Origin of the sequence: Paenibacillus sp. PvP094 (assembly GCF_040546835.1) — a bacterium.
In the GTDB taxonomy this organism is placed as follows: Bacteria; Bacillota; Bacilli; order Paenibacillales; family Paenibacillaceae; genus Paenibacillus; species Paenibacillus illinoisensis.
Genome location: NZ_JBEPOM010000001.1, coordinates 2,832,095 through 2,854,436, shown reverse-complemented (window position 1 = coordinate 2,854,436; position 22,342 = coordinate 2,832,095). Strand labels below are relative to the sequence as shown.

Below are 22,342 nucleotides of genomic sequence, written 5' to 3'. Positions count from 1 at the left end.
CCCTCCTTCTACTTTTCAGATACCACCAAAGTGATGTGGCTAGTACGTTTGTTAATACGACTTGCACGTCCCATTGCACGAGGGCGGAAACGTTTCATTGTCGGTCCTTGGTTCACGTAAGCTTGCGAAATGACCAAGTTATTAACATCCATAGAATAGTTATGTTCCGCATTCGCAATAGCGGAGTTAAGCAACTTCTCAACGATTGGAGAAGCGGATTTCGGAGTGTGACGGAGAATGGCAACCGCCTCACCAACTTGCTTGCCGCGAATCAAGTCAACAACGAGTTGAACTTTACGAGGAGCAATCCGGATAAACTTAGCATGTGCTTTTGCTTCCATTGTGTAACCTCCTCTCAAACATTAAAGATGTTCATTTATCTTCTTGTTTTCTTGTCATCATCAGTATGGCCTTTGTACGTACGGGTTGGAGCGAACTCACCCAATTTGTGTCCGACCATGTCCTCAGTCACGTATACTGGCACGTGTTTACGTCCGTCATATACGCCGAATGTGTGTCCGATGAATTGTGGGAAAATTGTAGAGCGACGGGACCAGGTTTTGATAACGTTCTTTTTACCGGAAGCGTCCATCTCTTCTACCTTTTTCAGCATGTAGCCATCAATGAATGGCCCTTTTTTCAAACTGCGACCCATGTGGAGATCCTCCCTTCAAACGTAGCGTTTATGCATCCGCAGATGCCTCACGAAGTTATGCACAGTGTGTATTACTTCGTGCGGCGGCGAATGATGTATTTATCAGAAGCTTTATTTTTCTTACGCGTTTTGTAACCCAGAGTAGGTTTACCCCATGGTGACATTGGCGATTTACGTCCGATTGGAGCACGACCTTCACCACCACCGTGTGGGTGATCGTTAGGGTTCATTACTACACCACGAACTTCAGGACGTTGTCCCAACCAACGGCTACGACCGGCTTTACCGATTTTGATGAGCTCGTGGTCTTGGTTACCAACAGAACCGATTGTTGCACGGCAAACTTTCAGAATACGACGAACTTCTCCGGAAGAGAGACGAACGGAAACGTATTTTTCTTCTTTACCAAGCAATTGAGCTTCTGTACCAGCAGCACGAACCAATTGTCCGCCTTTACCTGGTTTCAACTCGATGTTGTGGATAACGGTACCTACTGGAATGTTTTCGAGTGGCAGTGCGTTACCGATTTTGATGTCGGATTCAGGACCGGAGAAGATTTGATCTCCAACTTTCAATCCTTTAGGAGCGATGATGTAACGTTTCTCACCATCAGCATAGTGGATCAGGGCGATGTTCGATGTACGGTTCGGGTCATACTCGATCGTAGCAACGCGGCCCGGTATTCCATCTTTAGTACGTTTGAAGTCAATGATACGGTATTTACGTTTGTGTCCACCACCGTGGTGACGAACTGTAATTTTACCTTGGTTGTTGCGGCCAGCCTTTTTGCTCAGTGGGGCCAACAACGATTTCTCCGGCTGATCTGTGGTGATTTCCTCAAATGTAGATACGGACATGTTCCGTCTTGCCGGGGATGTCGGTTTATACTTTTTGATTGGCACTGGGTTTCCCTCCTTACTTCAACAATTTCAATTATACAGTTTCAAAGAACTCAAGCGTTTTGCTATCTTGTGTCAGTGTTACAAACGCTTTTTTCCATTCGCTAGTATATCCGGAATAACGTCCGTACCGTTTAGGCTTAGCTGGAACACGAAGAGTGTTCACGTTTTTCACTTTTACGTTGAAAATAGCTTCCACGGCTTTTTTGATCTCGGTTTTGTTTGCACGGATATCGACTTCAAATACATATTTCAAGTCATTCATCATGTCAGCAGTACGTTCCGTAATAATCGGACGTTTAACAATATCACGAGGATCCTTCATTACGCGAGCACCTCCTCTACCTTCTGAACTGCTTCTTTCGTAATGATCAGTTTGTCGTGCGCAAGCACGTCAAGAACATTAATGCCGTCAGCTGCTACGAATTTCACGCCAGGAATATTCCGTGCGGAAAGAGCCACATTATCATCATAGCTAGGAGCTACGATCAAAGCTTTGCGTCCAACTTTCAAGTTGTTCAAGATGGCTGCAAATTCTTTTGTTTTAGGTGTGCTCAGCGAAAGAGCGTCCAAAACGATAATGTCATTGTCGAGCACTTTGGATGAAAGAGCTGATTTGATCGCCAGACGGCGAACTTTCTTAGGCAGTTTGTACGCATAGCTCCGTGGTGTCGGACCAAATACGATACCGCCGCCTTTCCATTGTGGAGAACGAATCGAACCTTGACGAGCGCGACCTGTACCTTTTTGTTTCCAAGGCTTACGTCCACCGCCACGTACTTCAGAACGTCCTTTTACTTTGTGGGTACCTTGACGAAGGGAAGCGCGTTGCATAAGCACTGCATCGTACAGAACGGAAGTGTTCGGCTCTACTCCGAATACTGCATCGTTCAGTTCAACTTCGCCCACTTGGCTACCATCTACATTGTAAACTGATACTTTTGGCATTTTGTGTTCCTCCTTTCTTCAGTGGTTATTTTTTCACCGTTTCTTTAACTTTTACAAGACTGTTTTTCGGTCCAGGAATGGAACCCTTCACGAGCAACACGTTACGCTCAGCGTCTACTTTAACAACTTCAAGACGTTGGATTGTAACAGTCTCATGACCCATGTGTCCTGGCAAGTGTTTGCCTTTAGGAACGCGGTTAGCTTGGATCGAACCCATCGAACCCGGGCCACGGTGATAACGAGAACCGTGAGACATAGGTCCAGTGCTTTGTCCCCAACGTTTGATTACGCCGGCAAAACCTTTACCTTTAGAAATACCCGTTACGTCAACGAATTCGCCTTCTGCGAAAATGTCAGCTTTCAACTCTTGGCCAACTTCATATTCCGCGATGTTGATGCCGCGAAGTTCACGAACGTAGCGCTTAGGGGCAGTATTCGCTTTTTTAGCGTGTCCTGCTTCTGGCTTGTTGGCATTTTTCTCTTTCTTATCGGAGTAACCGATTTGAACTGCTTCGTAGCCATCGTTCTCAAGATCTTTCTTTTGCAAAACAACACAAGGTCCTGCTTCGATAACTGTTACTGGTACTACGTTACCATCAGCGGTAAACACTTGAGTCATTCCAAGTTTTTTTCCTAAGATACCTTTCATGTTGACACCTCTTTTCCTTTATACATGGTCTTGTTGATTTATATTACAGTTTGATTTCGATATCTACACCGGACGGCAGATCCAAGCGCATCAAGGCATCCACAGTTTGTGGAGTCGGGTTAACGATGTCGATCAAACGCTTATGTGTGCGTTGCTCGAATTGCTCCCGAGAATCCTTGTACTTGTGTACCGCACGAAGAATAGTAATGATTTGTTTTTCAGTTGGAAGCGGAATCGGACCGGATACACCAGCACCCGAACGTTTTGCTGTTTCAACAATTTTCTCCGCGGATTGATCAAGAATTCTGTGGTCGTAAGCTTTCAAACGAATACGAATTTTTTGCTTTGCCATTTTAGTCCCTCCTTCTATCGCCCAATTTATTATCGGACATACTCCGTGAAAATTTTCCGACAACCCTCCCATGGCAAAGGGGCCGGGTGTGTCAGTAACCTCTCACATCATCGCAACGTCTCAGAACAACATTCATTATTATATAGAAAAAATGGGCGTATTGCAAGCATATTTAAGAAAAACATTTAAACTAATCTTTTCATATCGAAATGACGTTGTTTAATGTGTTGTTCCATTGTTATGCAAGCTGCCTTAACCAATCTTTTATATACATCTGATTGCTATTCACATTATGACGCAGGTTCCGAATCTCTTATACATAATAAAAGAGTTCTTTATCCGATGTCGGATAAAGAACTCTTCCGAAGCTTCGTTACAGTACAATGTTACTCGTTCCAGTACACTGTTGCATATGCTTACTCAGCGAAAAGCTGAATTATTTTTGGATGGATGCTACTGCACCGGCACCAACTGTACGTCCACCTTCGCGGATCGCGAAGCGTGTACCTTCTTCAATCGCAATTGGATTGATCAGTTGTACAGTTACTGTGATGTTGTCGCCTGGCATTACCATTTCAGTACCTTCTGGCAGGTTGATGATACCTGTTACGTCAGTTGTACGGAAATAGAATTGTGGACGGTATCCTGTGAAGAAAGGTTTGTGACGTCCACCCTCTTCTTTAGTCAGAACGTATACTTGAGCTGTAAATTCTGTGTGTGGTTTAACAGAACCTGGTTTAGCAAGTACTTGTCCACGCTCGATGCTTTCACGGTCAACACCACGCAGCAATGCGCCGATGTTGTCACCCGCTTGAGCGGAATCCAGCAATTTACGGAACATTTCAACGCCCGTAACTACGGATTTTTTAGTTTCTTCGTGGATACCCACGATTTCGATCTCTTCACCGACTTTAACAGTACCACGCTCTACACGACCTGTAGCAACTGTACCACGACCAGTGATGGAGAATACGTCCTCTACTGGCATCAAGAAAGGTTTGTCAGTGTCGCGCTCTGGAGTTGGGATGTAAGTATCGATTTCTTTGAACATCTCAACGATTTTTTGAGCCCACTCACCTTCAGGGTTTTGCAGAGCTTCACGAGCGGATCCACGAGTGATTGGAGTATCGTCACCTGGGAACTCATATTCGTTGAGCAAGTCGCGAACTTCCATTTCAACCAATTCCAACAACTCTTCGTCTTCAACCATGTCGCATTTGTTCAAGAATACAACGATGTAAGGTACGCCTACTTGACGGGAGAGCAAGATGTGCTCACGAGTTTGTGGCATTGGGCCGTCAGCTGCGGATACTACCAAGATAGCTCCGTCCATTTGAGCCGCGCCAGTGATCATGTTTTTAACATAGTCGGCGTGACCTGGGCAGTCAACGTGAGCGTAGTGACGAGCGTCAGTTTCGTACTCAACGTGAGCTGTGGAGATTGTGATACCGCGTTCGCGCTCTTCTGGAGCTTTGTCGATTTGATCGAAAGCGATCGCTGCGCCACCGTAAGTTTTGGACAATACAGTAGTGATTGCAGCAGTCAGAGTTGTTTTACCATGGTCGACGTGACCGATAGTACCAATGTTAACGTGTGGTTTATTACGTTCGTATTTAGCCTTTGCCATTTGAACGTGGCCTCCTTAAAATGTTAAATTTTATGTTTTCACTGGACGTTAGCACCTAGAAGATTATATCCCTATGCACAGCGTCCAGTGTGAGAAAACTACTCGGTGCCTTTTGTTTTGGCAACGATCTCTTCAGCGATGCTCTTAGGAACTTCTTCATAGTGAGAAAGCTCCATGGAGAATACGCCGCGTCCTTGAGTACCGGAACGAAGAGTTGTAGAGTATCCGAACATTTCGGACAAAGGTACTTTAGCACGAATGATTTGAGCTCCACTACGGGAATCCATACCTTCGATGCGGCCACGACGGGAGTTCAACATACCCATAACGTCACCCATGTACTCTTCCGGAACGGTTACTTCTACTTTCATGATTGGCTCAAGCAGAACTGGTTTACACTTGTCTTTAGCCGCTTTAAGCGCCATAGATCCGGCAATTTTAAATGCCATCTCATTGGAATCGACATCATGGTAAGATCCGTCTACGATTGTAGCCTTAACGTCTACAAGCGGGAAGCCTGCAATAACGCCGTTTTTCATTTGCTCTTCAATCCCTGACAGTGCAGGTTGAATGTATTCTCTTGGAACGGAACCACCGACAACCTTACTTTCGAACTGGCTGCCTGTACCCGGCTCGAGAGGTTCGAATTCAACCCATACGTGACCGTATTGACCACGACCACCGGATTGACGTACGAATTTACCTTCAACGCGCGCTGGAGCACGGAATGTTTCACGGTAAGCTACTTGTGGTTTACCCACAGTAGTTTCAACCTTGAACTCACGACGCATACGGTCGATGATGATATCAAGGTGAAGCTCACCCATACCTGCCAAGATTGTTTGGCCTGTTTCTTCGTCAGTGTGAGCGCGAAGAGTTGGATCCTCTTCTGTCAACTTGCCGAGAGCAACACCCATTTTATCTTGGTCAGCTTTGGTTTTAGGTTCAACGGCGATTTCGATAACCGGATCAGGGAAGTTCATCGATTCCAAGATAACCGGGTTTTTCTCATCACATAGTGTATCACCTGTACCTGTATCTTTCAAACCTACGGCAGCTGCAATGTCACCGGAGTAAACTTCAGTGATCTCTTGACGGCTGTTCGCGTGCATTTGAAGGATACGACCGATACGCTCACGTTTGTTTTTAGTCGCATTCAATACGTAAGAACCGGATTGAAGAACACCGGAGTATACGCGGAAGAATGTCAATTTACCAACGTAAGGGTCAGTCATGATTTTGAAAGCCAATGCAGAGAATGGCTCTTCATCGGAAGACTTGCGAACTGCTTCTGTTCCGTCTTCAAGGAGACCCTTGATTGCTGGAACGTCAACTGGAGCTGGCAAGTAGTCGATAACAGCGTCCAACATCAGTTGAACACCTTTGTTACGATAAGAGGATCCACAGATTACTGGGAAGATCTTAACTTCTACTACACCTTTACGGAGAGCAGATTTGATCTCTTCAACAGTGATCTCTTCGCCTTCCAGGTATTTCATAGTCAATTCTTCGTCGAGTTCTGCAACCCGCTCAATCAATTCGTTGCGGAGTTCTTCAACTTGATCAGCAAATTCCGCAGGAATTTCGGTTTCTTCGATATTTTGTCCAAGGTCATCTTTGTACATATGAGCCTTTTGTTCAACGATATCGATGATACCAATGAAATCATTTTCAGCGCCGATTGGCAGTTGAATCGCAACAGCGTTCGCTTGAAGGCGATCACGCATGTCAGCGACAACGTTCAAAAAGTCAGCACCGATGATATCCATTTTATTTACGTAAGCGATACGAGGTACGCCGTAACGGTCAGCCTGTCTCCATACAGTTTCAGACTGAGGCTCAACGCCTTCTTTCGCACTGAATACACCAACTGCTCCGTCCAATACACGAAGGGAACGTTCAACTTCAACAGTGAAGTCAACGTGTCCCGGGGTATCAATGATATTAACGCGGTGGCCTTTCCAAGCAGCGGTAGTCGCAGCGGAAGTAATCGTAATTCCGCGCTCCTGTTCCTGTTCCATCCAGTCCATTGTCGCAGCGCCTTCGTGAACTTCACCGATTTTGTGCGTACGGCCTGTGTAGAACAAGATCCGCTCAGTTGTCGTGGTTTTACCCGCATCAATATGAGCCATGATCCCGATATTACGTGTATTTTTCAAGGAGAACTCTCTTGCCATGAAATGGGTCTCCCTTCAAAATTGAAGTTTTTATTGTGAACTGAATCCTACCAACGGTAGTGAGCAAACGCTTTGTTCGCTTCAGCCATTTTGTGCGTATCTTCACGTTTCTTAACGGAAGCGCCTGTGTTGTTGGAAGCGTCGATGATCTCAGCCGCCAAACGCTCTTCCATTGTTTTCTCACCGCGGTTGCGGGAGTAGTTCACGAGCCAACGTAAACCCAAAGCAGTACGTCTCTCTGGTTTTACCTCGATTGGTACTTGGTAGTTGGCACCGCCGACACGGCGAGCTTTAACTTCCAGGACTGGCATGATATTCTTGATTGCTGTCTCAAATACTTCCATCGGGTCATTACCCGTGCGTTCTTGGATCAACTTGAACGCATTATACAGAATGCTTTGAGCAACACCGCGTTTTCCGTCGAGCATGATGCGGTTGATCAAACGAGTAACCAACTTGGAGTTGTATACCGGATCTGGCAACACGTCTCTTTTCGTAACTGGACCTTTGCGTGGCATGGATATCCCCCTTTCTTTCTTGCTAAGCTGATCCTGTACTCTGGACATTAAGCCAAAGGATATTCAGGATCGCTTCTTATAATGTGTTAGGCTTTTTTAGCTTTAGGACGTTTAGCACCGTATTTAGAACGAGCTTGCATACGGTTGTTCACGCCTGCAGTATCGAGTGCTCCACGAACGATGTGGTAACGAACCCCTGCAAGGTCCTTAACTTTACCTCCGCGAATCAATACAACACTGTGCTCTTGCAAGTTATGTCCGATACCCGGGATATAAGCAGTTACCTCGAGACGGTTCGTCAAACGAACACGGGCATATTTACGAAGTGCAGAGTTCGGTTTACGTGGAGTCATTGTACCTACACGAGTGCAGACACCACGTTTTTGTGGGGCACTGATGTTAGTAGATTCACGTTTCAAAGCGTTGAACCCTTTTTGCAATGCTGGTGATTTGGACTTTTCAACTTTAGCTTGACGTCCTTTGCGTACCAGTTGGTTAATAGTTGGCATGTGATTGCCACCCCCTTCCTCAATTGTTCATGTTTCTTTATAAACCTCTTATCGCTAAGTCCACAGACCCAGGCGGTTCATAAAAAGACAAATGAAAAGTTTTTGCCTTGGAGAATCCCTAAAAAGTTCTCGGACAAAAACGTTCCTTACCCTATCATTTTGCGACAGCAGCCATTGCTGCTCCCACTCCAATCCCGCAAGCTTTGCCGAGATTTTTCATTGTGTCCACTTTCGTGTACTTCACATTGTGTTGTTCACACAAGGCAATGATTTTGGAAGTGAGCTGCGGATCACTATCTTCGGCCACATAGACCTCAGCAGCCATTCCTGACTGGACCATCCGCATGGTCTGTTTTGTACCTATTTTGACATGAGCATCTTGCAGGCCTTTTTCATTAGACATTGTTCATTCCTCCGAATAGGACATATACAATCAGCTGCTCACGCACCTTTGATATATTAGCATCTAGCGCAAGCAATGTCAATGCTAATCGTAAAACATTTATTCAAAGTTTTCGCACATCAGGAAATGTCCGTCTGCATTAAACAGACGTCCATCCCCTGACATACAAAACTTTATATTCACCCTAAACAGGGGGAATCTATTTAATCAACGGAAACAGGCTCAAGTTCTTCAACTGAAGATTGACCATCTTCCGGCTCAGCAAATTTGATACTGCGGTAACGGTTCATACCTGTACCTGCAGGGATCAGTTTACCGATGATTACATTTTCCTTCAGACCGAGCAACTGATCGACTTTACCTTTGATCGCTGCATCTGTCAGTACACGCGTAGTCTCTTGGAACGATGCCGCAGAGAGGAAGGAGTCTGTTTCGAGAGATGCTTTTGTGATACCGAGCAAGATTGGTTTCGCAACCGCTGGCTCCTTATCACTAAGAATCGCTGTTTTGTTAGCTCTTTCGTACTCATGCGTATCCACGAACGATCCTGGCAGCAGCGTTGTATCTCCTGCATCAACGATGCGGATTTTACGCAGCATTTGACGGATCATAACTTCAACGTGTTTATCATTAATTTCTACGCCCTGGTTACGGTATACGCGTTGTACTTCCTGCAGAATGTAGTTCTGTACACCACGTACGCCTTTAATGCGCAGCATTTCTTTTGGATCGATGGAACCATCAGTCAGCTCGTCGCCTGCTTCGATCTCCATGCCTTCGCTTACGCGAACACGGGAACCGTAGGTAACGGAGTAAACTTTGGATTCCGCTTCACCTTGAATTTCGATTTCGCGACGGTCTTTTGCTTCGCGAATCTCTTTGACAATACCGTCAATCTCACTGATCGTTGCTTGACCCTTAGGATTACGAGCCTCAAACAACTCCTGGATACGCGGCAAACCTTGCGTGATATCGTCTCCGGCTACACCACCGGTGTGGAACGTACGCATTGTCAGCTGTGTTCCTGGCTCACCAATGGATTGCGCAGCGATAATACCAACTGCTTCACCGATCTCCACGTGTTTACCAGTCGCCAGGTTGCGACCGTAACATTTTTTGCAGACACCATGACGAGCACGGCAGCTGAGCACGGAGCGGATTTGCAATTTGGTTACACCTGCTTTGATGATTGCCTCTGCTTTGTCGGAGTCAATCAATTCATTGCGATGTGCAATAATTTCTTTTGTTTCCGGATGACGAACAGTTTCGAAGCAGTATCTTCCTTCGATACGGTCGTAGAGATCTTCAATAACCTCTTTACCATCCTGGATACGGCTAACCGTAAATCCTTTATCTGTACCACAATCATCTTCACGCACGATCACATCTTGTGCCACGTCTACGAGACGACGAGTCAGGTAACCTGAGTCGGCTGTACGCAAGGCCGTATCGGCCAAACCTTTACGGGCACCGTGTGTCGAGATGAAGTACTCGAGTACCGTAAGACCTTCACGGAAGTTCGATTTGATTGGGAGTTCGATGATACGACCGGACGGGTTGGCCATCAGACCACGCATACCGCCCAATTGGGTGATTTGCGATTTGTTACCCCGTGCTTTGGAGTCAACCATCATCATGATGGAGTTGTAACGATCCATCGACTTCATCAGAATCTCGGTGATATCATCTTTCGATTTAGACCAGATATCAATGATGCGGTCATAGCGCTCTTCGTTCGTAATCAGACCACGACGGTACTGGTTCGTAACGATTTGTGCTTTTTCTTCGGATTGTCTGAGGATCTCTGTTTTCTCATCTGGTACCACAACGTCCGAAACCGCAACCGTAATACCGGCACGAGTCGAGTATGTGAAACCAAGCTGTTTGATTTTATCCAGAATAACGGCTGTTTCCGTTGTATGGTAAATTTCAAAACAACGAGCGATGATTGTACCCAGATATTCCTTACCAACACCACCTGCTAGAGGTGCGTTCATGATTGCTTCTCTCAGGTCAGTCCCCTTTTCATACACAAAGAAATGCTCTGCAGTACCTTGATAAAGGTTTGCACGAGTTGCATCGTTGATGTAAGGGAAACTTGCTGGGAAGATTTCATTAAAGATGATTTTACCGACAGTTGTCAGCAACATTGCATCTTGTTGTTTTTCAGTAAAGCTAGTTTTACCCAGAGCTTTAACCGGAATCGCTACGCGAGCATGCAAGCCGGCCGTACCACGTTGATACGCAGACACAGCTTCGTTCACCGTACGCAGGATCATGCCAGTTCCCTTTTCTTCCTTATTGTCCATGGTCAGGTAGTAAGAACCTAGGACCATATCCTGGGAAGGAGTAACAACCGGTTTACCGTCTTTAGGGTTCAAAATGTTACCAGATGCAAGCATCAGGATACGCGCTTCCGCTTGTGCCTCAGCAGACAACGGAACGTGCACGGCCATTTGGTCACCGTCAAAGTCGGCATTGTATGCCGTACATACGAGTGGGTGAAGACGAATGGCTTTACCTTCAACCAGAATTGGTTCGAATGCTTGAATACCGAGACGGTGAAGCGTAGGGGCACGGTTGAGTAGAACCGGATGCTCCTTAATTACCTCTTCAAGAACATCCCATACTTCAGGACTTACACGCTCTACTTTACGTTTCGCGCTCTTGATGTTGTGGGCAAGCCCTTTATTCACAAGCTCTTTCATAACGAAAGGCTTAAACAGTTCAAGTGCCATATCTTTTGGCAGACCACACTGATACATCTTCAGGTAAGGTCCGACAACGATAACGGAACGACCAGAATAGTCAACACGTTTACCGAGCAAGTTTTGACGGAAACGTCCTTGTTTACCTTTCAGCATGTGGCTGAGGGATTTCAATGGACGGTTACCAGGACCCGTTACCGGGCGTCCGCGACGGCCGTTGTCGATCAATGCGTCAACAGCTTCCTGCAGCATCCGTTTTTCGTTCTGCACGATAATGTCTGGTGCGCCCAGATCAAGCAAGCGTTTCAGACGGTTGTTCCGGTTAATTACACGGCGGTACAGATCATTCAGGTCAGACGTTGCAAAACGTCCACCATCCAATTGTACCATTGGACGAAGCTCCGGCGGGATAACAGGAAGTACATCCATGATCATCCACTCAGGTTTGTTACCTGAGTTGCGGAAAGCTTCAATAACTTCCAAACGTTTGATTGCACGGTTACGACGTTGTCCTTGTGCAGTGCGGAGCTCTTCCTTCAGGAATTCAAGCTCTTTGTCTACATCAAGGTCTTGAAGCAGTTTTTTAACCGCTTCTGCACCCATGCCAGCTTGGAAACCATATCCGTATTTTTCACGGTAGCTGCGGTATTCTTTCTCGGACAACAGCTGTTTTTTCTCCAGTGGAGTTTCTCCTGGATCAGTTACTACATAAGATGCAAAATAGATAATCTCCTCAAGTGATCTTGGAGACATATCCAAAGCGAGACCCATGCGGCTCGGAATACCTTTGAAGTACCAAATGTGCGATACCGGAGCAGCGAGCTCAATATGGCCCATCCGTTCACGGCGTACTTTGGCACGTGTTACTTCAACACCACAGCGGTCACAGACAACGCCTTTATAACGAACGCGTTTGTATTTACCACAGTGACATTCCCAGTCTTTCGTAGGGCCAAAAATCTTTTCGCAGAACAGCCCTTCTTTTTCCGGTTTCAACGTACGATAGTTGATCGTTTCCGGTTTTTTCACTTCTCCGCGGGACCAAGAACGAATTTTTTCTGGGGAAGCAAGCCCGATCTTCATGTATTCGAAATTGTTGACGTCCAACAAGGAGCAACCCTCCTTAACCAATTCCTGTATTCTAGGTTACGCCTTCTCCGGCCGAAGCCGGAGCAAGACGCGAGCCTGATGAAAAACGCCGGTCATCATGCGCCCGAAGCGGTTACTCCGCTCCGACCTCTGTACCCTCAAGGTTGAGGCTGAGCTTATCGCTCGCAGCGTCATCTTCATCGTCCATTTCTTTCATTTCAATCTCTTGCTCATCTTCGCTCAAAATCTTAACGTCCATACCCAAGCTTTGCAGCTCTTTGATCAATACTTTGAATGATTCAGGAACACCTGGTTCCGGAACATTCTCACCTTTGACAATGGACTCATATGTTTTCACCCGACCAACAACATCATCGGACTTAACAGTCAAGATTTCTTGCAGAGTATAGGCAGCGCCGTATGCTTCAAGCGCCCAAACCTCCATCTCCCCGAAACGCTGTCCACCAAATTGGGCTTTACCACCCAGCGGCTGTTGCGTAACGAGTGAGTAAGGACCTGTGGAACGGGCATGGATTTTATCATCAACCATGTGCGCCAGCTTGATCATGTGCATGACGCCGACAGTTACTTCACGTTCAAACTCTTCACCCGTACGACCATCGTACAGAACGGTTTTACCATTACGCTGCATGCCTGCTTCTTCCATCGTATCGAAGACGTCATACTCTTTCGCTCCGTCGAATACAGGGGTAGCTACGTGGATACCGAGCTGCATAGCAGCCATACCCAAGTGAACTTCGAGCACTTGACCGATGTTCATCCGGGAAGGTACGCCCAGCGGGTTAAGAACGATTTGAACCGGTGTTCCGTCCGGCAGGAATGGCATATCTTCTTCCGGCAGGATACGAGCCACGACCCCTTTGTTACCGTGACGTCCGGCCATTTTATCACCCTCGGAGATTTTCCGTTTTTGAGCGATATAGACACGAACGAGCTGGTTAACACCTGGAGGCAGTTCATCACCGTTTTCACGGGTAAATACTTTCACGTCTACGACGATCCCGTCAGTACCGTGAGGCACACGCAAGGACGTATCACGAACTTCGCGTGCTTTCTCACCGAAGATTGCATGCAGGAGACGTTCTTCCGCAGTCAGTTCAGTTACACCTTTAGGCGTTACTTTACCAACCAGGATATCGCCAGCAGCGATTTCGGCACCAATGCGGATAATACCACGCTCATCGAGGTTACGCAGCGCTTCTTCCCCTACGTTAGGGATGTCACGTGTGATCTCTTCAGGTCCGAGCTTGGTATCACGCGCTTCTGACTCATACTCCTCGATGTGGATGGATGTGTAGACATCTTCCTTCACGAGTTTTTCACTAAGCAGAATCGCATCCTCATAGTTGTAACCTTCCCAAGTCATGAAGGCAACAACGACGTTGCGTCCCAAAGCCAATTCTCCCATTTCCGTCGAAGGACCGTCAGCGAGGATGTCGCCAGCTTTGACAACAGCACCACGTTTGACAATCGGACGTTGGTTAATGCATGTTCCTTGGTTCGAACGCATAAATTTGTGTAATTTATATTTAACGATATCGCCTTTAACTTCTTGGCCATCTACCTCTTCCACACGACGGAGCCAGATTTCATTCGCAGAAGAACGTTCAATAATCCCGTCATATTTGGAGACAATACATACACCGGAATCTTTTGCAGCTTTGTGTTCCATACCTGTTCCTACGAGCGGAGCTTTAGGAATCAAGAGAGGAACCGCCTGCCGCTGCATGTTGGATCCCATCAGTGCGCGGTTGGAGTCATCGTTCTCAAGGAACGGAATGAGCGCCGTAGCGACAGATACAACTTGTTTAGGAGATACGTCCATGTAGTCAACACGCTCGCTCGGCATCGTAAGGATGTTATCCGATTGTTTGTTGTAACGTACAATGATCGCTTCTTCTGCAAAAGTTCCATCTTCATTCAGTTTCGCGTTCGCTTGAGCGACAACGTAGTTGTCCTCTTCATCTGCTGTCAGATAATCGATTTGCTCGGTTACGACACCAGTCTTCGGATCTACCCAGCGATATGGAGCTTCGATGAAACCATATTCGTTCACACGGGCAAATGTAGACAAGGAGTTAATCAAACCAATGTTTGGTCCCTCTGGAGTCTCGATTGGACACATCCGGCCATAGTGGGATGGATGGACGTCACGGACTTCCATGCCTGCACGCTCACGTGTCAAACCGCCCGGTCCGAGTGCGGACAGACGACGTTTATGCGTCAACTCACCCAGAGGGTTCGTTTGATCCATAAACTGTGACAATTGGGAGCTACCGAAGAACTCCTTAATGGATGCAATTACAGGACGTATGTTAATCAATGCCTGTGGCGTGATCACGTTAGCATCCTGAATGGACATTCTCTCACGAACAACACGTTCCATACGGGACAAACCGATACGGAACTGGTTTTGCAAGAGTTCACCAACCGAACGCAGACGACGGTTACCCAGGTGATCGATATCATCTGTGCTTCCGATGCCGTGCAGAAGGTTAATGAAATAACTGATTGAAGAAATGATATCTGCCGGTGTTACGTTCTTCACTGATTTATCAATGTTAGCATTGGCAATCAGCTTAACGACTTTACCATCTTCAATCGGCGAGAACACATCAATTGTTTGCATTGGAATATCATTCGCATCCAGAACTCCGTTAGCTACGTGATACGTACGGAAGCCAACACTCTTCTCCAGATGTGGCATGATTTCATCGAGCAAACGACGGTCAACCATTTGACCTGCTTCGGCGATAATTTCGCCAGTTTCAGTATCAACGAGAGACTCAGCCAAACGTTGATTGAACAAACGGTTTTTGATGTGGAGCTTTTTGTTGATTTTGTAACGACCTACATTAGCTAGGTCATAGCGTTTTGGATCAAAGAAACGAGCTACGAGCAAGCTTTTCGCATTATCCAGCGTTGGTGGCTCGCCCGGACGAAGACGCTCATAAATTTCAATCAGCGCTTTCTCCGTGGAATCCGTATTGTCTTTGTCCAGCGTGTTGCGAATATATTCGTCATTACCGAGCAGATCCAGAATCTCAGCGTCTGTGCCAAAACCAAGAGCACGCAGGAGAACCGTAACTGGAATTTTACGTGTACGGTCGATCCGGACGTATACAACATCCTTCGCGTCCATCTCCAATTCGAGCCAAGCGCCGCGGTTAGGAATAACTGTAGCGGTATACGTTTTTTTGGCGTTCTTATCTACTTTGGTACTGAAGTAAACGCTAGGAGAGCGAACCAACTGGCTGACAATAACCCGTTCCGCACCATTAATAATAAATGTGCCGGTTTCGGTCATCAGCGGGAAATCTCCCATGAATACTTCCTGCTCTTTGACTTCGCCGGTTTCCTTATTAATGAGCCGGACTTTGACCCGAAGCGGTGCTGCATAAGTAACGTCACGCTCTTTCGCGTCGTCTACTGTATACTTCGGTTCACCGAGACTGTAATCGATAAATTCCAAAATCAAGTTGCCTGTAAAATCCTGGATCGGCGAGATATCCTGGAACATTTCGCGCAACCCTTCCTCCAAAAACCAATCGTAAGATTTTTGTTGGATCTCAATCAGGTTCGGAACTTCGAGTATCTCGTTAATTCGTGCATAACTGCGCCGAGTGCGTCGACCATATTGAACAAGATGTCCTGCCAACTTAAACTCACCCCTCAATGTCTACTCACTTTAAAAATTTCGTTGCGAACCTCTGTTTGTAACCTTATAATGGTACACATACAGAGCAAAGCAATGCATCCACAAATAAAGAAAAGCCCTTACTCGAATGTCGTTCGAAAAAAGAGCAACTTTGATCGGCGGATGTCTTCCAAAATCATACTTATCCCCAGTTTGCCCAAAATGTACATATTATACGCCAAACGTAGGCATAATAAGCCCGTTCGGCGTAAAAAAAGATTGACATTTTTAGTTAGCTAAAGCCAAGTAGGGCATCTTAATACTGACATTTTACAATAATACCACGACCTGAATTTCAAGTCAATAGTCCTATTGCAAAAAAAATGCTCCCCTGCTTACTTTACAAATCGGAAACTATCCTTCGGACGAGTCCTCCGTTTTCACCGCTTTGAAAATCCGGTAGCCTTTATCTTTCGTTACTTCTTCCACTCTGCCAAACAAGGATTCCAGCTTCGCTTTTGCCGAAGGAGCCCCTTGCTTTTTCTGAATGACAATCCACAACGAACCACCTACCTTCAGATGCTGATGTGCCTGCTCAAAAATGGTATGAACGGTTTCCTTCCCTGCTCGAATCGGCGGGTTGGTTAGAACTGCGTCAAAATCCTTCTGGTTCACTTCAGAAAGTAGATTACTTTGCATTACCGTTACATTCGTGATTCCATTTGCTTTTGCATTCTCTCTGGAAAGCTCAACCGCTCTCTCGTTGATATCGATCATGGTGACATGTCCTTCGGGTACAAGCTTGGCTGCCGTAAGACCAATTGGTCCATACCCGCAACCCACATCCAGAACATGAGCCCCAGCAGTTAACTCTATTGCATCAATCAGTACTCTGCTGCCGTAATCGATTCCGCTCTTGGAAAATACACCTGCATCGGTAACGAATCGCAATTTCCATCCACGAAGCTCCGCTTCCGTTGCCCGTCTGTCATGTGCGACCTGCGGTTTGTCCGAATAATAATGATTGGACATGTCCTCACTCACTTTCCATATACAATTACAGCAACAAACCCCTTGATATAAGTCAAGGGGTTTGTTGTTTTGTTCATTTAGCTTGTAAAAGCCAAATTATTTAACTTCGATTGTAGCGCCTGCTTCTTCCAATTTAGCTTTGATGGATTCAGCTTCTTCTTTGCTAACTTTTTCTTTCAATGCTTTTGGAGCATTGTCAACTACTTCTTTAGCTTCTTTCAGGCCAAGACCTGTGATTTCACGAACTGCTTTGATAACGTTGATTTTGGAAGCGCCAGCGCTTGCCAAGATTACGTCGAACTCGGATTGCTCAGCTTCTGCTGCAGCAGCTCCGCCACCTGCAACAGCTACTGGAGCTGCAGCAGTTACGCCGAATTCTTCTTCGATTGCTTTAACAAGATCGTTCAGTTCCAGTACAGTCATGCCTTTGATTGCTTCCAAGATTTGCTCTTTACTCATGATTGAACCTCCATATATAATTTTATTTTTTTTGTCATTCAATGCTGCCTAAGCAGCGATCAGATCAAGTAGCTTACGCGCCTTGTTCTTCTTTTTCCGCAACAGCTTTAACCGCAAGCGCGAAGTTGCGCACTGGCGCTTGAAGCACGCTGAGGAGCATGGAGAGGAGACCTTCGCGGGATGGCAGTTCTGCCAATGCCTTAACTTCTTCTACTCCGATTACACGACCTTCAACAACTGCACCTTTCAATTCCAGTGCGTCGTTCTTTTTAGCGAAGTCGTTCAGAATTTTGGCTGGAGCCACAGCATCTTCGGCGCTGAATGCAATTGCAGTAGGACCTGTAAGAACGCTATCGAGTTCTGTCAGTTCTGCTGCAGCAGTCGCACGGCGAAGCAATGTGTTTTTCAGCACTTGGAATTCGATTCCGGCTTCACGAAGCTGCTTACGCAGCTCAGTTACTTGGGCAACGTTCAGACCGCGATAGTCAACAACAACTGTCGTAGCGCTCTCGCGCAATTTCGCTGTTACTGCATCAACGGACTCTTGTTTTGCTTGAATCACTTTTGCGTTTGCCAAACTGTACACCTCCTGATCAAATTTATCCCATTAAGAAAAGCCTCCGTAGAATCACGAAGGCTTGATATATACTCATCATCGATTTACATCGTTCTAAGTTCTATAATCATACCTCGGTAGGAAATTAAGCCTGATGGCACCTACTGTCTACGGCAAGCATATTCAAATGTCAACGGTCAGTCACTCGGACTCACAACTTTTATATCATATCAAAACAGAACAAGTCTGTCAACAGATATTATCTAAAAGATGCTGCGTTCACGCGTGCGCCAGGGCCCATCGTGGAAGAAAGAGAAACATTCTTCAGATAAACACCTTTTGCTGCCGCCGGTTTAGCACGGTTCAGAGCGTCCATGAGAGCTTTCAAGTTCTCATTCAGTTGCTCTGCAGAGAAAGATGCTTTACCGATCGGTGCATGAATTTGACCTGCACGATCCAGACGATATTCGATTTTACCGGCTTTGATTTCTTGAACAGCCTTAGTTACATCGAAAGTTACCGTTCCGGCTTTAGGGTTAGGCATCAGACCTTTACCGCCGAGCAGTCGGCCCAATTTACCTACTTCACTCATCATATCTGGTGTCGCTACGCAGACGTCGAATTCGAACCAGCCTTGTTGGATTTTGTTGATCATGTCTGCATCACCAACATAGTCCGCGCCAGCCGCTTCCGCTTCTTTCGCTTTGTCACCTTTTGCAAATACCAATACGCGTTGTGTTTTACCTGTGCCGTGTGGCAAGACAACTACACCACGTACAGCCTGGTCTTGCTTACGTGGGTCAACGCCCAAGCGTACTGCTGCTTCGATTGTTTCATCGAATTTTGCAGTGGCTGCCTTTTTCACAAGCTCTACAGCTTCTGAAGGCTCGTAAGTTGCTTCGCTGTCGATCAGCTTAGCAGCTTCCAGGTATTTTTTACCGTGTTTAGCCATGTTATATTCCTCCTTTGTGGTTTTAGCGGATATACCTCCCACATCAACCGGCCGCGAATCGGCCGGCTTTACGAAGCCATGTTTCAGATGAAAAATTAGTCTTCGATGGTGATACCCATGCTACGGGCAGTACCTTCGACCATACGCATTGCGGACTCAACGTTCGCTGCATTCAGGTCAGGCATTTTTTGTTCTGCGATTTGACGTACCGCATCACGTTTAACAGTAGCAACTTTTTTCTTGTTCGGTTCGCCGGATCCTTTTTCCACTTTAGCTGCCACTTTCAACAGAACTGCTGCTGGTGGAGTTTTAGTGATGAAAGTAAAGGAACGGTCCTCGAATACTGTGATTTCAACAGGAATAATCAATCCCGCTTGATCGGCTGTACGAGCGTTGAACTCTTTACAGAATGCCATGATGTTGACACCTGCTTGACCCAAAGCTGGACCTACCGGAGGCGCTGGATTCGCTTTACCTGCTGGAATTTGCAGTTTTACCATTTTGATTACCTTTTTTGCCATGATTGACACCTCCTTGCAAAATAGTGGTTAACGAACCTTTCGGTCCTCCCACAAGAAACTTGAAGAGACTATATCTTCTCCACTTGTGTATATTCCAACTCAAGCGGCGTTTCCCGTCCAAACATGTTCACATGCACTTTCAACTTGCTTTTGTCTACCAAAATTTCTTCCACGGAGCCCACAAAATTCGCAAAAGGACCAACTTTAATTCGTACGGATTCCTTAATGTCGAATTCAATTTTCGGCTTCGGCTCAACCATGCCCATGTGCTTCAGAATTTGTTCCACTTCTTCAGGCAACAGAGCAGTTGGTTTGGACCCGGAACCTGTCGAACCGACAAATCCCGTAACACCCGGTGTATTGCGAACAACATACCAAGAGTCATCCGTTTGGATCATTTCCACCAAGACATAGCCGGGGTAAACTTTACGCATAACGGTCTTTTTCTTACCGTCCTTGTTTACCACTTCTTCTTCCATAGGAACAAGAACGCGGAATATCTTGTCTTCCATGCCCATGGACTCTACGCGTTTTTCCAAATTGGCTTTGACCTTATTCTCATACCCTGAGTAGGTATGAACGACGTACCATCTTTTTTCCATATCAAGCCACCTGGGACCCTTCTTAAATAATCGCTTCGATCACAGCGGAGATGCCGATATCAACGACCCAAAAAAACAGCGTCATAACCACAACAGTACCAAGAACGATCAATGTGTAGTTGGTCAGCTCTTTACGATTAGGCCAGCGAACTTTTTTAAGTTCAGCCCAGCTTTCTGAGAAAAAGGAAATCAGAGATTTGAAACTACGTTTCACGCCGACTACACCTCCCAAAAACTATCTGGTTTCGCGATGAGAAGTCTGCTCGTTACAAAACTTGCAAAATTTCTTCATCTCCATGCGGTCGGGGTGATTACGCTTGTTTTTTGTCGTAGTGTAATTTCTTTGTTTGCAGTTTGTACAAGCCAAAGTAATAATTACCCGCATGATGTACACCTCCCGAAGACTTCCACTTTAAAGCAGAGTCTCTAAATTGATCCTAAAAAAAAGCCGCGAATTTAGGCCTACCTAAAACACTTTATCATAAGGGTATAACCATGTCAATGAAAGAATAGCCTTTCATCACTGGTAAAAGTTCCGTTCGAAAAACGTGTAGTTCAGGCGTCTCTGATTTTTCTCTTCTCCTGCTTGGACCAAGCGATTACTAGTATTATCAAACTTTTGACTTATAAACTTAGAGCAGCAAAAAAAGACTCAAACTCCGAGCCTTTTCCGTCAACAGCAACATTGTTCAATTATCTCGAACTTCCAGGTACTTTTCAAGTTTGCGCTTGACGCGCTGCAGTGCATTATCAATGGACTTCACATGCCGGTCCAAATCTACTGCAATCTCTTGATAAGATCTCCCGTCCAGATACAACATCAATACTTTTCGTTCCAAGTCACTTAGAATCTCCGACATCTTATCTTCCAGACCCACAAACTCTTCCTGGTTAATGATAAGCTCTTCCGGATCACTGACCTGGGTTCCACAAATCACATCGAGTAACGTACGATCGGATTCTTCATCATAGATTGGCTTGTCCAACGATACATAGGAATTAAGCGGAATATGTTTCTGACGTGTTGCCGTCTTGATTGCCGTAATAATCTGTCTGGTGATACACAGCTCGGCAAAAGCTTTGAACGAAGCCAGCTTGTCTCCCTTAAAATCGCGAATGGATTTGTAGAGACCAATCATTCCTTCCTGAATGATATCTTCCCGGTCTGCCCCAATCAGAAAATAAGATCTTGCCTTGGCGCGTACAAAGTTGCGATATTTGTTAATCAAAAACTCCAGCGCTTCGCTCTCACCTTCACGGACCGCTTCGACAATGTCTTCGTCACTTTGGTAATCATACTTTGATAACATGATATCTTTGAGGTCGACACTCACAGACAATCCCTCCGGCTGCAACGCAAGGTACACCGTTACTCTACTCTATGAAATATACGAACAGTATATATGATGGCACCTCACACCGTCAACCACGCTATCCCTAAAAAAGAACATCAATAACATAATTGTCAAGACTTTCAAGATTGAAATATTTGTAAAACAGTTTCCCTATTCACGCCGCCAGCGCTCGAATTGCTTCAACACATCTGGGCTAAGCTTGGCTCCCAGTGTATTGCGTGTGGACTTGGCCTGATCCTCCTCCAGACGTTTCTGCAATTCTTTCTCATTCTGCTCCACTTCGATCAGCAGTTCCCTGGCAGATACACGTAATGCTCCCTGTCCAAAAATGACATGCTGTTCTACCATATCACTTGTGGCTACATAGATTTGGCGTCTCCGCGAGCTTAGTTCCCGTACGAGTCTCTCAATGCATTCGTCAGCCGTCTCTTTTTCCTTGGTAAAATAGATCTGTACCTTGCTCTGTGTGTATGTTTTACCAAGTCCGGGTACGAGATAGGCATCAAAAACAACGATGACCTTGCGACCGGAGAACGCCTGATAGTCGGCAAGACGGAAGAGAAGACGATTCCGCGCCTCCTCGAGCCCACTCTCTGCCAGTCTGGACAGTTCTGGCCAGTCACCAATCATGTTATACCCGTCTACCAGAAGCACATCCCGGGAATCAGCCATA

24 protein-coding genes and 1 other annotated feature are annotated in these 22,342 nt (G+C 46.0%); all 24 genes read right to left on the bottom strand.

Translation table 11 applies throughout. The features are described 5' to 3' along the window. Window positions 1-8: 8 nt before the first annotated feature. The 24 genes from rplV to ABIC22_RS12895 all read right to left on the bottom strand — a co-directional run bounded on the left by rplV (window position 9) and on the right by ABIC22_RS12895 (window position 22,341). Window positions 9-341 carry a 50S ribosomal protein L22 gene (rplV, locus tag ABIC22_RS13010; RefSeq protein ID WP_095293416.1) on the bottom strand — a complete coding sequence of 111 codons (333 nt, stop codon included), beginning with the start codon at window positions 339-341 and terminating at the stop codon, window positions 9-11. A 35-nt stretch (window positions 342-376) separates the two neighbouring features. After that, entirely contained in the window at window positions 377-655 is a 279-nt protein-coding gene (gene rpsS / locus ABIC22_RS13005; protein WP_095293417.1) for a 30S ribosomal protein S19, read from the bottom strand. Window positions 656-726: 71 nt separating this feature from the next. Continuing rightward, entirely contained in the window at window positions 727-1,557 is an 831-nt protein-coding gene (rplB, locus tag ABIC22_RS13000) for a 50S ribosomal protein L2 (RefSeq protein WP_095293418.1), read from the bottom strand. A 31-nt stretch (window positions 1,558-1,588) separates the two neighbouring features. Next, window positions 1,589-1,879: a 50S ribosomal protein L23 gene (gene rplW / locus ABIC22_RS12995; protein ID WP_024633586.1), complete on the bottom strand. Its 291-nt coding sequence runs from the start codon at window positions 1,877-1,879 to the stop codon at window positions 1,589-1,591. Continuing rightward, complete coding sequence (gene rplD / locus ABIC22_RS12990; protein WP_095293419.1) at window positions 1,879-2,502, bottom strand: 50S ribosomal protein L4; 624 nt, start codon at window positions 2,500-2,502, stop codon at window positions 1,879-1,881. Before rplD ends, rplW begins: the two co-directional genes overlap by 1 nt. A gap of 25 nt (window positions 2,503-2,527) precedes the next feature. Then, window positions 2,528-3,151 carry a 50S ribosomal protein L3 gene (gene rplC, locus ABIC22_RS12985; protein WP_095293420.1) on the bottom strand — a complete coding sequence of 208 codons (624 nt, stop codon included), beginning with the start codon at window positions 3,149-3,151 and terminating at the stop codon, window positions 2,528-2,530. A 43-nt stretch (window positions 3,152-3,194) separates the two neighbouring features. Beyond that, entirely contained in the window at window positions 3,195-3,503 is a 309-nt protein-coding gene (gene rpsJ / locus ABIC22_RS12980) for a 30S ribosomal protein S10 (RefSeq protein WP_017692074.1), read from the bottom strand. Window positions 3,504-3,939: 436 nt separating this feature from the next. Further along, entirely contained in the window at window positions 3,940-5,130 is a 1,191-nt protein-coding gene (tuf, locus tag ABIC22_RS12975) for an elongation factor Tu (protein WP_095293421.1), read from the bottom strand. 98 nt (window positions 5,131-5,228) lie between these two features. Further along, window positions 5,229-7,307: an elongation factor G gene (fusA, locus tag ABIC22_RS12970; protein ID WP_127540939.1), complete on the bottom strand. Its 2,079-nt coding sequence runs from the start codon at window positions 7,305-7,307 to the stop codon at window positions 5,229-5,231. A 47-nt stretch (window positions 7,308-7,354) separates the two neighbouring features. Then, complete coding sequence (gene rpsG, locus ABIC22_RS12965) at window positions 7,355-7,825, bottom strand: 30S ribosomal protein S7 (RefSeq protein ID WP_056697679.1); 471 nt, start codon at window positions 7,823-7,825, stop codon at window positions 7,355-7,357. A gap of 86 nt (window positions 7,826-7,911) precedes the next feature. Beyond that, entirely contained in the window at window positions 7,912-8,334 is a 423-nt protein-coding gene (gene rpsL / locus ABIC22_RS12960) for a 30S ribosomal protein S12 (protein ID WP_017692070.1), read from the bottom strand. Between the two features lie 154 nt (window positions 8,335-8,488). Next, on the bottom strand, window positions 8,489-8,737 hold the full coding sequence (locus ABIC22_RS12955; protein ID WP_076292165.1) for a ribosomal L7Ae/L30e/S12e/Gadd45 family protein: 249 nt from the start codon (window positions 8,735-8,737) through the stop codon (window positions 8,489-8,491). 203 nt (window positions 8,738-8,940) lie between these two features. Continuing rightward, window positions 8,941-12,555 carry a DNA-directed RNA polymerase subunit beta' gene (gene rpoC / locus ABIC22_RS12950; protein WP_154896977.1) on the bottom strand — a complete coding sequence of 1,205 codons (3,615 nt, stop codon included), beginning with the start codon at window positions 12,553-12,555 and terminating at the stop codon, window positions 8,941-8,943. 112 nt (window positions 12,556-12,667) lie between these two features. Next, complete coding sequence (gene rpoB, locus ABIC22_RS12945) at window positions 12,668-16,213, bottom strand: DNA-directed RNA polymerase subunit beta (RefSeq protein ID WP_354481295.1); 3,546 nt, start codon at window positions 16,211-16,213, stop codon at window positions 12,668-12,670. Window positions 16,214-16,606: 393 nt separating this feature from the next. Then, window positions 16,607-17,224, bottom strand: coding sequence for a class I SAM-dependent methyltransferase (locus ABIC22_RS12940; protein ID WP_336784369.1), 618 nt, complete (start codon window positions 17,222-17,224; stop codon window positions 16,607-16,609). Between the two features lie 96 nt (window positions 17,225-17,320). Further along, window positions 17,321-17,683 carry a 50S ribosomal protein L7/L12 gene (gene rplL, locus ABIC22_RS12935; protein ID WP_095293426.1) on the bottom strand — a complete coding sequence of 121 codons (363 nt, stop codon included), beginning with the start codon at window positions 17,681-17,683 and terminating at the stop codon, window positions 17,321-17,323. Between the two features lie 73 nt (window positions 17,684-17,756). After that, window positions 17,757-18,260 (bottom strand): 50S ribosomal protein L10, encoded by a 504-nt coding sequence (gene rplJ, locus ABIC22_RS12930; protein WP_095293427.1) that lies wholly within the window; start codon window positions 18,258-18,260, stop codon window positions 17,757-17,759. Window positions 18,261-18,284: 24 nt separating this feature from the next. Continuing rightward, window positions 18,285-18,431: a sequence feature (ribosomal protein L10 leader region), on the bottom strand. A 67-nt stretch (window positions 18,432-18,498) separates the two neighbouring features. Then, window positions 18,499-19,191: a 50S ribosomal protein L1 gene (rplA, locus tag ABIC22_RS12925; protein WP_127540933.1), complete on the bottom strand. Its 693-nt coding sequence runs from the start codon at window positions 19,189-19,191 to the stop codon at window positions 18,499-18,501. Between the two features lie 95 nt (window positions 19,192-19,286). After that, window positions 19,287-19,712 carry a 50S ribosomal protein L11 gene (rplK, locus tag ABIC22_RS12920; RefSeq protein ID WP_053779217.1) on the bottom strand — a complete coding sequence of 142 codons (426 nt, stop codon included), beginning with the start codon at window positions 19,710-19,712 and terminating at the stop codon, window positions 19,287-19,289. 68 nt (window positions 19,713-19,780) lie between these two features. Continuing rightward, window positions 19,781-20,314, bottom strand: coding sequence for a transcription termination/antitermination protein NusG (nusG, locus tag ABIC22_RS12915; RefSeq protein ID WP_056697652.1), 534 nt, complete (start codon window positions 20,312-20,314; stop codon window positions 19,781-19,783). Between the two features lie 22 nt (window positions 20,315-20,336). After that, the gene (gene secE / locus ABIC22_RS12910; protein ID WP_024633600.1) at window positions 20,337-20,528 is read right to left on the bottom strand and encodes a preprotein translocase subunit SecE; all 192 of its coding nucleotides are present in this window, start codon (window positions 20,526-20,528) and stop codon (window positions 20,337-20,339) included. Between the two features lie 21 nt (window positions 20,529-20,549). After that, window positions 20,550-20,699: a 50S ribosomal protein L33 gene (gene rpmG, locus ABIC22_RS12905; protein WP_072735843.1), complete on the bottom strand. Its 150-nt coding sequence runs from the start codon at window positions 20,697-20,699 to the stop codon at window positions 20,550-20,552. A 304-nt stretch (window positions 20,700-21,003) separates the two neighbouring features. Beyond that, window positions 21,004-21,648, bottom strand: a complete 645-nt coding sequence (gene sigH, locus ABIC22_RS12900) for an RNA polymerase sporulation sigma factor SigH (protein ID WP_024633601.1) — start codon at window positions 21,646-21,648, stop codon at window positions 21,004-21,006. A 171-nt stretch (window positions 21,649-21,819) separates the two neighbouring features. Continuing rightward, window positions 21,820-22,341, bottom strand: coding sequence for an NYN domain-containing protein (locus ABIC22_RS12895; protein ID WP_095293429.1), 522 nt, complete (start codon window positions 22,339-22,341; stop codon window positions 21,820-21,822). Window position 22,342 lies beyond the last annotated feature (1 nt).